The 14691-nt window shown below is 68.9% G+C and carries 14 protein-coding genes and 1 pseudogene; 5 read left to right on the forward strand and 10 right to left on the reverse strand.

Annotated features, from left to right (window positions below):
- The first annotated feature begins 84 nt into the window (after positions 1-84).
- The gene (locus ORI60_RS08350) at positions 85-1920 is read left to right on the forward strand and encodes an acyl-CoA dehydrogenase (RefSeq protein ID WP_266036013.1); all 1836 of its coding nucleotides are present in this window, start codon (positions 85-87) and stop codon (positions 1918-1920) included.
- Between the two features lie 74 nt (positions 1921-1994).
- On the opposite strand, the pseudogene ORI60_RS08355 reads toward ORI60_RS08350, so the two are convergent.
- Positions 1995-3020: pseudogene (locus tag ORI60_RS08355) on the reverse strand (Cmx/CmrA family chloramphenicol efflux MFS transporter); the annotation flags it as partial.
- Positions 3021-3192: 172 nt separating this feature from the next.
- On the opposite strand from ORI60_RS08355, the gene ORI60_RS08360 reads away from it, so the two are divergent.
- Positions 3193-3639, forward strand: coding sequence for a hypothetical protein (locus ORI60_RS08360; protein ID WP_266036017.1), 447 nt, complete (start codon positions 3193-3195; stop codon positions 3637-3639).
- On the opposite strand, the gene ORI60_RS08365 is transcribed toward ORI60_RS08360, so the two are convergent.
- The 6 genes from ORI60_RS08365 to ORI60_RS08390 all read right to left on the reverse strand — a co-directional run bounded on the left by ORI60_RS08365 (position 3629) and on the right by ORI60_RS08390 (position 10046).
- Positions 3629-4420 carry a DUF1206 domain-containing protein gene (locus tag ORI60_RS08365; protein WP_266036019.1) on the reverse strand — a complete coding sequence of 264 codons (792 nt, stop codon included), beginning with the start codon at positions 4418-4420 and terminating at the stop codon, positions 3629-3631. The two genes, ORI60_RS08360 and ORI60_RS08365, sit on opposite strands and share 11 nt — an antisense overlap.
- A gap of 46 nt (positions 4421-4466) precedes the next feature.
- Complete coding sequence (locus ORI60_RS08370) at positions 4467-6251, reverse strand: VanW family protein (protein WP_416234383.1); 1785 nt, start codon at positions 6249-6251, stop codon at positions 4467-4469.
- Between the two features lie 283 nt (positions 6252-6534).
- Complete coding sequence (locus tag ORI60_RS08375; protein ID WP_084401587.1) at positions 6535-6828, reverse strand: GroES family chaperonin; 294 nt, start codon at positions 6826-6828, stop codon at positions 6535-6537.
- A gap of 36 nt (positions 6829-6864) precedes the next feature.
- Complete coding sequence (locus tag ORI60_RS08380; protein WP_266036023.1) at positions 6865-8724, reverse strand: NHL domain-containing thioredoxin family protein; 1860 nt, start codon at positions 8722-8724, stop codon at positions 6865-6867.
- Complete coding sequence (locus ORI60_RS08385; RefSeq protein ID WP_266036025.1) at positions 8724-9122, reverse strand: DUF4259 domain-containing protein; 399 nt, start codon at positions 9120-9122, stop codon at positions 8724-8726. The genes ORI60_RS08380 and ORI60_RS08385 overlap by 1 nt, the downstream gene beginning before the upstream one ends.
- Before the next feature lie 30 nt (positions 9123-9152).
- A complete protein-coding gene (locus ORI60_RS08390; protein WP_266036027.1) occupies positions 9153-10046 on the reverse strand; it encodes a pentapeptide repeat-containing protein in 894 nt (297 codons plus the stop codon).
- Between the two features lie 78 nt (positions 10047-10124).
- On the opposite strand from ORI60_RS08390, the gene ORI60_RS08395 reads away from it, so the two are divergent.
- A complete protein-coding gene (locus ORI60_RS08395; protein ID WP_266036029.1) occupies positions 10125-11177 on the forward strand; it encodes an NAD(P)-binding domain-containing protein in 1053 nt (350 codons plus the stop codon).
- Here the strand turns inward: ORI60_RS08395 and ORI60_RS08400 are convergent.
- Positions 11174-11842: a dienelactone hydrolase family protein gene (locus ORI60_RS08400; RefSeq protein ID WP_266036031.1), complete on the reverse strand. Its 669-nt coding sequence runs from the start codon at positions 11840-11842 to the stop codon at positions 11174-11176. The genes ORI60_RS08395 and ORI60_RS08400 overlap by 4 nt on opposite strands.
- A 27-nt stretch (positions 11843-11869) precedes the next feature.
- On the reverse strand, positions 11870-12787 hold the full coding sequence (locus ORI60_RS08405) for an SDR family oxidoreductase (RefSeq protein ID WP_266036032.1): 918 nt from the start codon (positions 12785-12787) through the stop codon (positions 11870-11872).
- Positions 12788-12884: 97 nt separating this feature from the next.
- Here ORI60_RS08405 and ORI60_RS08410 point away from each other — a divergent pair, with 97 nt between their 5' ends.
- Together ORI60_RS08410 and ORI60_RS08415 are read left to right on the forward strand one after the other, a co-directional pair.
- Positions 12885-13544, forward strand: a complete 660-nt coding sequence (locus ORI60_RS08410; protein WP_266036033.1) for a TetR/AcrR family transcriptional regulator — start codon at positions 12885-12887, stop codon at positions 13542-13544.
- A 21-nt stretch (positions 13545-13565) separates the two neighbouring features.
- Entirely contained in the window at positions 13566-14339 is a 774-nt protein-coding gene (locus ORI60_RS08415) for an HAD family hydrolase (RefSeq protein ID WP_266036034.1), read from the forward strand.
- Here ORI60_RS08415 and ORI60_RS08420 read toward each other — a convergent pair.
- Positions 14336-14680, reverse strand: coding sequence for an NTP pyrophosphohydrolase (locus tag ORI60_RS08420; protein WP_323055888.1), 345 nt, complete (start codon positions 14678-14680; stop codon positions 14336-14338). The genes ORI60_RS08415 and ORI60_RS08420 overlap by 4 nt on opposite strands.
- Positions 14681-14691: the final 11 nt, after the last annotated feature.

Here is a 14691-nt window from a genome sequence, read left to right on the forward strand (position 1 = left end):
TTGCCGGGGTTACTGTCGAGTAATACCCTGTTGTTACCGGTCAGTAGGCGACCCCGCCGCGACCCTGAGGAGTGAGCTGACGAGATGGGCCACTACAAGAGCAACGTCCGGGATCTCGAGTTCAACCTGTTCGAGGTCTTCAACGTGCAGGACCACCTCGGCAAGGGGCCGTTCGAGCAGTCCGACGAGGACACTGCGCGCAGCGTGCTGGCCGAGGTGAAGAACCTCGCGGAGGGTGTCCTCGGGGACTCCTTCGTGGACGCCGACCGCAACCCGCCGGTGTTCGACCCGGCGACGCACTCGGCGACCCTGCCCGAGTCGCTGAAGAAGTCGTACCAGGCGGTGTGGGACGGCGAGTGGTACCGCCTGTTCCTGCCGAACGAGCTGGGCGGTTTCGGCACCCCGCCGTCGGTCACGTGGGCCGCGTCCGAGCTGCTGCTCGGGGCGAACCCGGCCGTCTACATGTACCTGGCGGGCCCGAGCTTCGCGACGGTCGTCTACAACAACGGCACTGAGCGCGACAAGCAGTGGGCTCAGCTGATGATCGACCGCGGCTGGGGCGCCACGATGGTGCTGACCGAGCCGGACGCCGGTTCCGACGTCGGCGCCGGCCGCACCAAGGCCTTCAAGCAGGAGGACGGTTCCTGGCACATCGAGGGCGTGAAGCGGTTCATCACGTCCGCCGACCAGGACCTGACCGAGAACATCATGCACATGGTGCTCGCGCGTCCCGAGGGCGAAGGCATCGAGGCGAAGCCCGGTACCAAGGGCCTGTCGCTCTTCCTGGTGCCGAAGTTCCACTTCGACCCGGAGACCGGTGAGCTGGGCGAGCGCAACGGCGCCTTCGTCACCAACGTCGAGCACAAGATGGGCCTCAAGGCGTCCACCACGTGCGAGCTGACCTTCGGCCAGCACGGCGTGCCCGCCAAGGGCTGGCTGCTCGGCGAGGTGCACGACGGCATCGCGCAGATGTTCGACGTCATCGAGTACGCCCGCATGATGGTCGGCACCAAGGCCATCGCGACGCTGTCGACCGGCTACCTGAACGCGCTGTCCTACGCCAAGGAGCGCGTGCAGAGCGCCGACCTGACGCGCATGACGGACAAGACCGCGCCCCGCGTCACCATCACCCACCACCCGGACGTCCGCCGCAGCCTGATGCTGCAGAAGGCGTACGCCGAGGGCCTGCGCGCCGTGTACCTGTACACCGCGACGCTGCAGGACAAGGTGATGCTCGGTGGCGACGACGCCGAGCTGGCGGCCAAGGTCAACGACCTGCTGCTGCCGATCGTCAAGGGTGTCGGCTCGGAACGCGCGTACGAGCAGCTGGCGCAGTCACTGCAGACGCTGGGCGGCTCGGGCTTCCTGCAGGAGTACCCGATCGAGCAGTACATCCGCGACGCGAAGATCGACTCGCTGTACGAGGGCACCACGGCCATCCAGTCGCTGGACTTCTTCTTCCGGAAGATCATCCGCGACAAGGGCCAGGCGCTCACGTTCATCAACGGCGAGATCCAGTCCTTCCTCGACAACGAGGGCGGCAACGGTCGACTGAAGGAGGAGCGGGCGCTGCTCAAGCAGGGTCTCGAAGACCTGCAGGGCATGCTCGGCGCGCTGGTCGGGTTCCTGACCACCTCGCAGGAGGACGTCCGCAACCTCTACAAGGTCGGCCAGAACTCGGTCCGCCTGCTGATGACCGCGGGTGACGTCCTCGTCGGCTGGCTGCTGCTGCGCCAGGCCGAGGTCGCGCTGGAGAAGCTCGGTGGCACGCCGTCCGCCAAGGACAAGGCGTTCTACGAGGGCAAGATCGCGGTGGCGTCGTTCTTCGCGAAGACCGTGCTGCCGGAGCTCACCGCCCGCCGCAAGATCGCGGAGTCCACGGACAACGCGCTGATGGACATCGACGAGAGCGTTTTCTAAAGCGCCTCGAGGGACTACGGGTCCTCGCACCTCCTGCCCGAGGTGCGAGGACCCGTTTTTCATTGCGCCACGAAGAGGAGCGGACCGGCCACGGCACCGATGTTGAGCGCGGCGGTCGCGTACGAGCCGGCCATCGTCGGCGCTCCCGCCGCGTGGTGCAGCACCCTCGCGATCAACGTGCTGCCCACCGCGAACGACAGCGCACCGAGCACGAACACCAGCGGCAGCAACACGACCGGCTCACGGCCGAGCACGTCGAGGCTGAACCACCCGGCGAGCACCAGCACCCCGCCGACCGCGACGACCGGGCGTGCCGCGGAGCCGGACAGGCGTCCACCCGCGTTGACCCCCGCGAACGAGCCGACGCCGAACAGCACCAGCACGACCGGCACCCACCACTCGCCCAGTCCGGCGACATCGGTGACGACCGGCGCCAGGAACGTGAAGTGGCCGAAGGTCACCGCGTTCACCAGCACCGCGAGCACGATCACCAGCACCAGCCGCGGTTTCCGCAGCTCCGCCAACTCGGGTCGCAACGCGACGGCGGCGTGCTGCTGACGCGGTGGAGTCCCTTGGAGGACACCGACAGCGGCCGGCAGGCAGAGCACCGCGACGGCGAGGAACGTGGCACGCCAGCCGAGCGCGGTGCCGAGCAGCGATCCTCCCGGCACACCGGCGATCATGGCCACCGTCGTGCCGGACAGCAGCACGGCGAGCGCCCGTCCACGTTGACGTGGCGGTACCGACGCCGTGGCGGTCGTCAGCGCCACGGCGAGGAAACCGGCGTTCGCGAGCGCGGCCACCACCCTGGTCACGAGCAGCACGGCGAAGCTCTCGGTGACGGCCCCGACCAGGTGTGCCGTCAAGAAGACGGCGACGAACGCGAACAGGCTCAGCCTCGGTGGCCAGGCACGGGCCAGCGCGGCCATCAGCGGTGCGCCGACGACCATTCCCGCCGCGAAGGCCGAGGTGAGCGTGCCGGCGGTGCCCACGGAGACGTGGAAGTCGGCGGCGACGGCGGGCAACAGCCCGGAGAGCATGAACTCAGAGGTGCCCATGGCGAACACGGCCAGGGCAAGCAGGTACAGCGAAAAAGGCACGGAGGAGCTCCGAGGACGAGGGGTTTACCGGGGCTGACGGTTCAGACCGCAGACCCGACCCTGGATGCCTCAGGACTCGACATGATCGGCACGGTAGCGCGATCACCTCACACGGTGCAGCTTGATTTCGTTGTCAGTTGACAGGCCCTCGTTCGGAATCAAAGATTGGCCGGTGTTCCTGTACCTGCTGATGCTGTGCGCGGTCGTCGGCGTCGTGGCGCTGGCGACGATCGTCCTGCGACGCCTGAAGAACCGGCAGGTGCGCCAGGACGAGCTGTGGTTCGGGTACGAGCAGCACATGAACGCGCTGCGCGAGGTGTCACCGGAAGCGGAGCTGGCGAGGGTCGCGCAGGTGTACCAGCGAGCCAAGCGCGGCACGAAGGCCGTGATCGCGTGGGAGCGCACCGGAGTCGAGCAGGACTCCTGGTTCGAGGGGATGGACCCGAGTCCCGGCGACCTCCTGCTGCTGCGCGGCAGTCCCGGCTGGGGTCCGGACTCCGCCAGCCCCAACGTCCTCTACGTGGCGCCGGGACAGGTGCTGTCGTCCATGACGGTGGAAGCGCAGGCGGCCGCGGCCCGGCATCGGCACAGGCGCACGGCCACCTCCGTCACTCCTTGAGAGCGCGTGCCGCCGCGAAGCAGTACACGCCGAAAGCGGCGATGCCGATCGCCACGGCGGACAGCAGGAACATGCCGTAAGGCTGTGCCGCCAGCGTCTTCAGCGCCTTGTCCATGCCGCCGGACTGCTGGGGGTCGGCGTTGACGGCGGCGAGTCCGACGAGGACACCGATCACGCCGTACGCGGTGCCCTTGCCGATCCAGCCGATCCTGCCGACCGGCTCGATCCAGCTCGGGGCGCGGCTCATGTCGAGGTCCTTCTCGAAGGACTTCTTGATGCCCTTGTAGATGATCACGCCGGCGATGCAGAGGATGCCGATCGCCACGGCGCCGACGAGGAACTGGCCGGCGGGGAGGGCGAGCACCTGCGCCGTGAGTTCTTGCTGCTGCTGGCTCTGGTCGCCGGAGCCACCCGAGCCCGTCGCGTACTTGAAGGCACCCAGCGCGATACCGGTCGCCGTGATGGCGCGTGCCGCGGAGCCGATGCGCTTGGAGATGCGCTTCCGCTTCTTGCTGATGTAGGTGTATCCGACGAAGGCGAGCAGCAGCTGCCACAGTGCGAAGCACACGAGCCCGATGGCGAGCGTCCACAGCAACCACGCGCCGCCCTGAGCGATGTCGCTCAGCGCGCCTTTCGAGTCGGCCTGTTCGGAACTGCCGAACGCGACCTGGATCGCGAGCCACGCCACAAGGACGTGCACGACCCCGTACAACACCATTCCCGCCCGTCCGAGCGTCTGGACGACGGGGTGTCTTCGCGCCTCTTGCGCAACAGTGGCCACGAACGGGTGACTACCCGCGCGTGGCCACTGTCAACCTGAAATTTGCTCAGCCGCCGGGTGGCGGCTCACAGATGATCTTGAATTGCGGGTCGTACCGGACCGTGCGCGACTCGCTGCGCGTCTGGCCCGTGCGACGGTCCGTGATCGTGCGGGTGTCCGTCACCGAGAAGCCCGGAGCGCCGTTGCTCGGCGCGCAACCGGCCTTGTTGACCTTCTTCTCCTGCGGCTGGGTGGGGTTGAAGTCACCGCTGGTGGAGCCCGTGACGTCGTAGTTCTTGGTGCCCCAGAGCACGATCTTGATGGACCCCGGGGTCCAGATCGTCTGGATGGCGACGCCCGTGTCGTCCGGGTTCGTGAAGGCGATGTCGATCAGGCTGTTGCCCGCGCCGTCCATGAACACGGTGGCCTCGCGGCCCTTCGGGTACCGCGTGATCCAGTAGCTGTGCTCCTTGTGGCCCGCGTCCTTCATGCCCGCGTAGTAGTACGCGTTGTAGAGCGTGGTCGCGAACTGCGAGATGCCGCCACCGACCGCCATGCCGGGGATGCCGTTCTCGATGATGCCCGCCTCGACGTAGCCCTGCGCGGTACCGCGGGGGCCGGTGTGCTTGTTGAGGCTGAACGTCTCCTTGGGCTTCACGATCGCGCCGTTGACCTTCTCGGCCACGACCCGGATGTTGACGCCCGAGGCGGGAGCGAAGCCACCGGTCTGGAACTCGCCGATGACCTCCTTGATGCCCATCTTGTTCGCCTGCTCGGTGGTGACCTTCGCGGGCGTGTGCTTGTACTCGAACTTGACCTCGCGCGCGTCGGTCTTCTTCAGCGTGTCGAAGTACGGCTGGAGGTTCTTGTCCCAGTCGAGGTCGAGGCCGTCCACCGACGGCTTGACGGTCGGCCTGCCGCCCTCGAAGACGATCGCGGCGTCCTTGCCCTGCTTGACCGTGTCCTTGAGCTGCGGCCCGGTCACCTCGGCGAGCTTGTCCTTGTTCGGCGTGACGTTCAGCGCGCCACCCTCACCGGGGGCGAAGGCCAGCGTGGTGCCGATCTGCTCGGGCGTGAGCGTCGCGTCCTTGCCCTCGCCCTTGATGACGACGGGACCGGACACCGCGGTCTTCACGATCTCGTTGAGCGCCTTCTCGACGCCCTCCTTGGTCGTCTTGACCGGGGTGAAGTCCATCGGGACCTCGACCGGGTTGCCGGAGGCCCAGTTCGCGACGACCGCGCTCACGGCCTCTTCCGCCTTGAGCTTCTGGCCGTCGTGCGGCTCGACGGCGACGGGGTTCGCGCCCTCGAACTTGATGGTGCCCTCGATCGGCTCGTGGTCGAGCTTGGGGCGCAGGGCCTCGAGCGCGCCGGAGACCTTCGCGTCGTCGGCCTTCGTCGCGACACCGACCTCACGGCTGGTGAAGAACGAGGTGACGCGCGTGAAGGGGCTCAGCGGCTGGCTGCCGGCACGTTCGATCGTGCCGTTCCAGTCGAGCTCCAGGCCGGCGGACTTCGGGTCGAGCTCGGACGTGACGTCGCCCGCCTTGAGCGCGACGGGCTTGTTCAGCCGCGGGCCGATCTCGTCGCGCAGCTTCTTCTCGGCCTCGTCGTGGCTCATGCCGCCGACGTCGACGCCCGCCACCGTCACACCGCGCGGCACGTTGCCGCTGGAGACGAGGATGTCGAGGCCGTAGAGCAGACCGAAGGCGCCGACCACGGCCGCGGCCACGATCAACGCCTTCTTCTTCGTGTTCTTCGGCTTGGCCTCGTCCTCGCCCGGCTCGATCATCACGGGCCCGTAGACGCCGGAGTCCTCTGGCTGCGGCTCGGGCGGCGCCACCGGCCTCATGTACTCCGTGGCGTCCTCGCCGGCCGGGAAGCCGACACCGGGCACAGCCGCGGTGACCGTCGGCTCGTTCGAGTCCGGCTCCTCAGACGGCCACGCCTCGGTCGAGGCGTCCACCTGGACCGGAGCGATCTTGGTCGTCTGCTCCGAGGACGTGCCTCCGGGACCCACCGGAGGCATCGCTCTCGTCTTGTCAGCGTCGTACGGCACAGCTCTCCCCGTTGCCCTGTCTCTCCTGAGGTGGCATATGTGTGCAGCTATCAGGCGTCGATCACGAACCGGCGGCTCATAGGTACAGACCAGTCCCGTGCTCGGTGAGCTCGGTGGCGACCGCGTGCAGATCGCGTTCCCTCATCACGAGATACGTGGTGCCGTGCACCTCGACCTCAAGCTGATCTTCCGGGTTGAACATCACCCGGTCACCGACCTTCACGTGGCGCACGCTGGTACCGACTCCGAACACATCACCCCACGCCAACCGCTTCGCCATCTGGGCCGTAGCGGGGATCACGATGCCTCCGCTGGAACGCCGCTCGCCGTCCTCGGGCGAGATGCGGACCATCACACGGTCGTACAGCATCTGGATCTCGAGCTTGACATCAGGCACCAGCAGAGTCTACGTGCCCTGCCGACCTTCCTCGTCCATGCCGCCCATCAGCAGCGGGAGACGGGTAGGTGCATCGGCAACAACTCGAACCGGAACCCCCCAGTCCTGCCTGGTCAGACGGCACACCGGGTGTTCGTCGGCAGGATCGTCACTGCAACTGGCCGCCTGCGCTACTACGTGCAGAACGCCGTTCGTGACCTGATCGTTGATCCGCAACGCCCGTACCAGTTCGGTTCCGACGCCCGCACCCTCGACGATCAGCTCCGGAGGAGAGCTGGTGATCTCCAGACGGGTGGAGGGTCCGTACCTCTCGTCCAGTTTCGTCCCGGTCGGCGGCGTGAAGACGACCGCGAGCTCGAACTCGCCCGGCGCGATGTCGGTGGAGGGCCGCTTCACCTCGTGGGCAGCGCCGTCGATCTTCGTGGCGGCCGCCGCGAACCGTTCGAGCCGGTGGGCCGCGCTCGCGACGACGACGAGCTCCCCGTCGACGACGAGCGCGTCGGACGGCTCGGCGACGTCCGTGGCGATCGTGGTCAGCGTGTTCGTCTCGGGGTCGAAACGCCTGATCGCGTTGTTGTACGTGTCGCTGATGACGACCGAGTGGTCGTCGAGGACCGTGACACCCAGCGGGTGCTGCAGCAGTGCCTCGTCCGCGTCACCGTCCTTGTGCCCGAACGCGAACAGCCCCTTGCCGACGACGGTGTGGACCTCGCCGTCCTCGAGGTAGCGCAGCGCGCTCGTCTCGGAGTCGACCATCCACAGCCGGTCGCCGTCCGCCGCGAGCCCGGACGTCTGCGCGAAGAAGGCCCCTTCGGCCGGCCCGTCGTTGATGCCCTCGACGGTGGTGCCGGCCAGCCTCTTGACGGTGTTGTTCCCGGGGTCGAAGAAGCCCAGCGTGTGGTTGCCGGCCATCGCGATCGCGACACCGCCGTTCCACCACGCCACGTCCCACGGGCTCGTCAGGTCGATCTTGTCGGCCGGCCCGTCGGTCTCCCCGTCACGCCACTGCTCGCCGGTGCCCGCGAGCGTCGTGACCTCGCCGGTGTCGAGGTTCAGGTTGCGGAGGAGGTGGTTGACCGTGTCGGCGACGACGACGTCGTTGGTGCCGGGAACCAGCGCGAGACCCGCGGGCTCGGAGAAGGTGGGGTTCAGCCCGTCCCGCCGGCCGCGCTCGCCGGTGCCGATGCGGCGGATGACGGTCTCACCGTCCGGTTCGAGCTCCACGATGCTGTGGTGGGCCGAGTCGCTGACGAGGATCGTGCCGCTCGGCGTGACGACGGCCTTGGCGGGGAAGCGGAGCGTGGTGTTCTCCGGCTCCGGCGCCTGGTACGGACCGTGACCGCGGTGCAGCGTGCCCTTCTCGTCGTGCTCCTCGACCAGCTCCCTGATGATGGTCCTGAGCGCCTCGACGTGCCCCTCACCAGCGGCGACGTGCACGACGTAGCCCTCGGGGTCGACCAGGGTCAGCGTCGGCCACGCCTTCACGGCGTAGTTCTGCCAGGTGGTGAGCTCCGGGTCGTCCAGGACCGGGTGGTGCACCCCGTACCGCTCGACGGCGGCCTTGAGCGCCTCGGGGTCGGCCTCGTGCACGAACTTCGGCGAGTGCACGCCGATCGTGACGAGGACGTCCTCGAACTCCTTCTCCAGCGGGCGCAGCTCGTCGAGGACGTGCAGGCAGTTGATGCAGCAGAACGTCCAGAAGTCGAGCAGCACGATCTTGCCGCGCAGGTCCTTGAGGCTGACCGTGGCGTCACCGGTGTTCAGCCAGCCGCGTCCGACCAGCTCAGGGGCACGGACACGGGCACGGCGCTTCACAGTCGTCACGGCCGTATCCAACACTGTGGACGGTCGTCCTGTTCCGGCGTCCATCACGTGAGAAGGACGGCCTTGAGGTCGGTGATGCCCTGCCGGAACAGCGGGCCGTGCCCGGCGTCGTCCCACAGCTCGGTGAGCTCCGACTCCGGTGCCAGCACGCGGTCCAGCGCCTGGACGGCGAGGGGCCGGAGATCAGTCGAGAACACCGGCAGCGGCTCGTGCGGGCCGTAGGCCGAGATCGGCTTGCCGCCCGGGCACTGCGCGGCGATCAGGGCGGCCGAGGCCACGGCCGTGCACGCGTCGTCGCTGTCGAGGTACTCCTCGGTCTCGATCGTGCGGGTCAGCGCGGTGCGGACGATGTCCTCGCGCTCGCTCTCGAGCGCTTTGTCAAGCGTGCCGGAGAAGTCCGCGGCGGTGTCGTTGTCGAAGTGTCCGATGTCCCAGGTTCCCATGGCGGTGATCATGGCAGCGACCACCGACAATCACGGCAGCTTCAGGCCGGGCTTCTCTCCCTCGTCGAACACCGGCGCCACGGAGATGACCGCTTCGGACAGGTCCACCTCGCCGCCGGCGAACCGCGCACTGCGGAACGACACCTCGCCGCCGGTGAACTCCGCCCCCTCGAACTTCACACGTCCGGCGCGAAACTCGGCGCCGTCGAACGTCACCCGTGCGCCGGTGAACGAGGCGCCGCCGAACCACACCTCGCCGCCGCTCACCACCATCCCGTCGAACGAGATCCAGCCGGCGGGGAACTGCGCCAGGCTCAGGAGGAACTTGCCGGACGGCACCTGGACGCCGGAGAAGTCGGCTGAGCGCAGGACCGCGCGCACGAGGTCGAAGTCGTGGCCCTGCCAGCTGACCGGTGCGCCGTCGCGCAGGTGGCGGGAGATCACACTGGTGATCGCCAGGCGCACCTCGGACTCGGCGTCGAGGTACCACTCCGACTCCAGCGCCGGCTCGTACGGGATGCGCAGGTAGGCGCAGAGCACGTCGATGCACACCTGGCGTTGCGCGGTCCACTCGTCGGCCAGGGCGGCGAGGGCGTAGACGCCGGCAAGGCGGACCGTCGGCGACTCGTTGCCGATCTGGTTGCAGGCGGCGCCGAAGCGTTCGGTGCGCAGCTTCGTCAGTTCGCGGGTCTCGGCGGCCTCGCTGATGCGCTGCTTGCGGTAGGCGACGACGAGTGCCACGACGCCGCCGACGCCCGCCACGACGGTCAGGGAGACCTTGACGATGTCCAGCCTGGACGCCGCGGTCGCCGGAAAACCCAAGGCGGACCACAGAAGTACTGCGGACGCCCCAAAGACCACTAGGCCGATCAGCACGACCAGGCCGATGTGCCTCTTGACTGACCAGAGCAGGCCGGAATCCACGTGGTGGACGTTAGTTGACCCGAACCCACCGGTAGCCCTCATCATGGAACTCAGACCGCCCGTCTGAACCTTTTCGCCGTGTTCGGCGTAGAGGACGCCGGGAGGTGCGTGATGGTGGAGTACCTGGTGATCGGCGCGGGTCCGGCGGGCTTGCAGATGGGGCGCTTCCTGCACCGCGCGGGCCGCGACTACCTGATCGTCGAGAAGGAACCCGGGCCGGCGAGCTTCTTCCGGACGTTCCCGCGGCACCGCGTGCTCTCGACGGACGACAACTCGCTGTTCGAGGGCGCGCCGTTCGCGCGCTACAGCAAGCGGTCCTTTCCCAGTGCGGACGATCTCGTGCGTTATCTGGAGGACTTCGCGCGGCCGTTGAACATCCGCTACCGCACGCCGGTCAGCGACCTGGGCTCGTACCAGGCGCGGCATGTCATCGTCGCGACCGGCAAGAAGCCCCACGTGCCAGGCGTTCCCGGCTTCGAGCACGCCGAGACGTACGCGAGCGCGAGCACCGATCCGACCGAGTACGCGGGCAAGCGCGTGCTGATCGTCGGGCGTGGACCCAGCGCGTTCGAGACGGCCGACAACATCGCTTCCACGGCGCGGCTCACGCACACCGTCGGGCGGTCCGTGCAGCGGATCGTCAAGGACGGCAACGAGTTCGTCGCGACGATCGACGGCACCGGCGAGCTGCGCTACGACAAGGTCGTGGTGTGCACCGGTTTCCGCAGGGACACCGCGCTGGACGGGCCCGGTGTGCACGTGCTCGGCGGCGACTCGATCAAGGCGATCCGGCACGCGGCCAGGGCGTTGCACCGGTCGCTGGAGGCCGAGCACCACGGGGTGCCGTGGCCGCACCGCCGGTTGCGCAGCCGGCCGGACGCGCTGGCGGCCACGATCGCGACGCGTGCGAGCGAGATCCCGGACGGACTGGCGGACGTCGTTGTGACACAAGGACAGCACGCGCTGCTCTACGACGAGATGCCCACCACCGAACGGAACGGGTTCGTCGTCACGAGCACGCAGGTGAGGCACTACCGGCGCAACGAGCTGATCGCGGTCGAGCGCCGGTTGCACCGCAAGCCGCTGGAGAGGTTCTTCTCGCAGCAGCTCGCGGTGCCGTGCATCTCCTAGACGGGCAGGGTGCGCGCGAGGAACTGCGTGGCGACGCCCCACGCGCGGTCGGCGGCGGCCTCGTCGTACCAGGGGCCGAGGTGGTTGAGGAACGCGTGACCCGCGGCCTCCAGGTGGATCTCGGCGCCCTCGTGCGCCGCCACCGCGTCCGCGACCTTCTGGTAGCCGGTGATGAACGAGTCCTCGGTGCCGAAGATGAACTGGATCGGGCACGACACCTGGTCGAGCGCGCCGATCTGGTCCGGCACGCCCGAGCCGTAGAACGAGACGGCGGTGTCCGGGTCGGAGGCGGTGGCCGCGGCGTAGGCCAGGGTGCCGCCGAGGCAGAAGCCGAGCACGCCGACGCCGCCGGTGACCTCGGGCAGGCCTCGCAGGTACTGCACGGACCTGACGACGTCCTGCACGGCGAGCGGGAAGTCGAGGTTGCCGACGACCTCCATCGACTTCGCGATGCCCGCCTCGTCGTGCTCACCGACCCAGCCCGGCTGGAAGCGGTGGAAGAGCTCGGGCACGGCCACGACGTAGCCGAGCGCGGCGAGCTTCTCCGCGATGCCGCGCAGGTACCCGTCCAGCCCGAAGATCTCCTGGATCAGCACGATGCCGGGGCCGGAGCCGGACTCCGGGAGCCAGACCGGCAACGGCATGTCGTCAACACGATGGGTCATGGACCGATCTTGCCCGAGCACCGGCGATCAGCGCCCCACCACCTCCACCGGAGTGCCGGTGAGGCGTTCGGCCTCGGTCCAAAGACGAGCGGCCAGCGCCTTGTCCCTGGCGGCCCGCGGCATCGAGGCGGGCCTGGTCGGGCCGACGAGCGCCCAGCGCGGTCCGTAGTAGCCGCCGGGGACCGCCGCGGGGTCGGCGGCCGCGTACAGCAGGGGTTCGGAGCCCTGCTCGACGCCCTGGGACGGCACGATCCTGTACATCAACGCCTCGACGAGGCCGGGCCGTCCGCCGTTCAGGCGCGGACCGGAGGTCATCAGGTTGGTGCGGGTGTAGCCGGGGTGCGCGCCCACCGACAGCAGCGGCCACCCCCGCTCCTCCGCGAGGTCCGCCAGGCGCACCGTCAGCAGCAGGTCGGCGAGCTTGGAGTGGGAGTAGGCCAGCGTCGGGCTGTACCGGCGACGCGACTGCAGGTCGTCGAAGTCGATCTTGCCCCGGAACGCGGCCCCGCTGCTCATCGTGGCGACCCTGGGCGCGGGAGCGGCCAGCAGCAACGGCAGCAGCCGGACGGTCAACGCGAACGGGCCCAGGAAGTTGCTGGCCAGCTGGAGCTCGAAGCCGTCGACGGTCTCGGTCCGCGCCGGCACGTTCATCACGCCGGCGTTGTTCACCAGCACGTCCAGCGGGCGGCCGTCGGCGAACAGGCCGTCGGCGAACGCGCGCACCGACGCCTGGTCCGCCAGGTCGAGCCGACGGACCTCCAACCGGGCGCCGGGGTGTGCCGCGAGGATCTCCGCCTTCGCCTGCTCGCCCTTGGCCTCGGTGCGCACCGCGAGCACGACGTCGGCCCCGGCACCGGCCAGTCGCTTGGCCGTCTCCTTGCCGGTCCCGCTGTTCGCGCCGGTGACGACGACGCGCTTACCCCGCTGGTCAGGAACCTGGTACACGGCCACACCTCATTAGATACTGGCGGTCTCTTATATCGCCACCATAACGGACCAACGGTCTCTTAGTAAAGTACCGCCGGTCTGTAACATGCGCGGCATGGGTTTCCAGCGAGCGCGCACCGAAGAGCAGCGCAACGAGCGCCGGCGGCAGATCCTCGGCGCCGCGGCCTCGATGCTCACCGAGATGCCGGTGTCGGAGCTGACGCTCAACGGCCTGAGCCGCAGGGTCTGCCTGGCCAAGGCCAACGTGCTGCGCTACTTCGAGTCCCGCGAAGCCGTGCTGCTGGAGCTGCTGGAAGCCGAGGGGGCGAGCTGGATAGCGGAGCTGGAACGCGAGGCGGTGCCCGGCGGCGGAGTCCGGGAGCGCGAGGACCGGCTGGCCGAGCTCCTCGCGTCCTCGCTGGCACGCCGGCCGGTGCTGTGCGACCTGGTCAGCGCGCAGGCCACCGTGCTGGAGCACAACATCTCGGTCGACACCGCGATCCGGCACAAGCACGCCGTCCGCGAGCAACTGGAGGCACTGGTCCGGCTCACCGCCCGGCACCTGCCGGAACTGGGCGACGAGGGGGCCTCCGCCCTCGTCCGGACGGTGTTGATCGTGGTGGGCTCCGCCTGGCCGAGCAGCCGTCCCCCGGAGGCGCTGCTCGCCGTGTACGCCGCGGACCCGTCGCTGGCTGCCCTGCAGATCGACTTCGAGGACGTCGTGCGCCGCACCGTCGAGGTCACGGCTTCCGGTCTTCTCGCCCGCGGCCGGTAGTCCCTGACCGATAATCAGCCGATGATCAGGTTGATCGCGACGGACCTCGACGGCACGCTGCTGCAACCGGGCGGGGTGCTGAGCGATCGGACCCGCGCCACGCTCCACGCCGTCGACGCGGACGTCGTGGTCGTCACGGCGCGTCCGCCGCGGTTCGTGCAGGACCTGGAGCTGACCGGCACCGCGATCTGCTCCAACGGCGCGATGATCTACGACCTGACGAACCGCGAGGTGACGCACGCGCAGACGGTGCCGCTCGACGTCGTGCGGAAGGTGTCCGAGGCGTTGGCCGAGGTGATCCCGAACGTCGGCATCGCGGTCGAGACCGGACTGGAAGTGCTGTCGGAGCCCGGTTTCCAGGGCTTCGGGCCGAAGAATCCACACAGGACGCTGGAGCTGCTCGACCACGTCTTCGACGAGGCGCACCAGGTCGTGCAGATGCTCGCGTGGGCACCGGACGCCGAGGCCGACCACATGATGGAGATCGCCAGGGAGGCCGTCGGGCAGCACGTCTCGGTCACGCACTCGGGCGGGCTCGGCCTGCTGGAGATCAGCCCGCCGGGCGTCTCGAAGGCCGCCACGCTCGAATCCCTCTGCAACACCAGGGGAATCGGCAAGCACGAGGTCATCGCGTTCGGTGACATGCCGAACGACCTGTCGGTGCTCGGCTGGGCCGGCACGGCGTATGCGATGGGCAACGCGCACCCGCTCGTGAAGCAGGCCTGCAGCAACCACGCTCCGCCGAACACCGAGGACGGCGTGGCGCAGGTCCTCGAAAGCCTCTTCGAGCTCTAACCGCGCGGCACCGAGGTGGGGCCTGCCACCTCGGCTCCCAGCGCCATCACCCGCTGCCGCAACTCGCGGTCGGCGGTCACCACCGTCACCGGACGTCCTGTGCCTTCGGCGCGCACGACCTCGACGATCGTGTCGTCGCCATCGCCGGGAGCGGAGACCACGCGGACGTCGTCGACGGAGGAGACGTTGCGCGCCTTGCCTTCCACGACCAGGACGACCTCCTCGTCACGGCCGCGCAGGGCGTCGCGGAGGCGTTCGGCCGCGCCCGCACGGTCGCGCCACCACCCGTCGGGGACCGACCCCACGACGTTGGCTGCGTCGACCACGAGCAACGGCTTCACGCCTCCAGCGT

The sequence above is a fragment of the Lentzea sp. NEAU-D7 genome, assembly GCF_026242055.1.
Classification (GTDB): Bacteria; Actinomycetota; Actinomycetes; order Mycobacteriales; family Pseudonocardiaceae; genus Lentzea.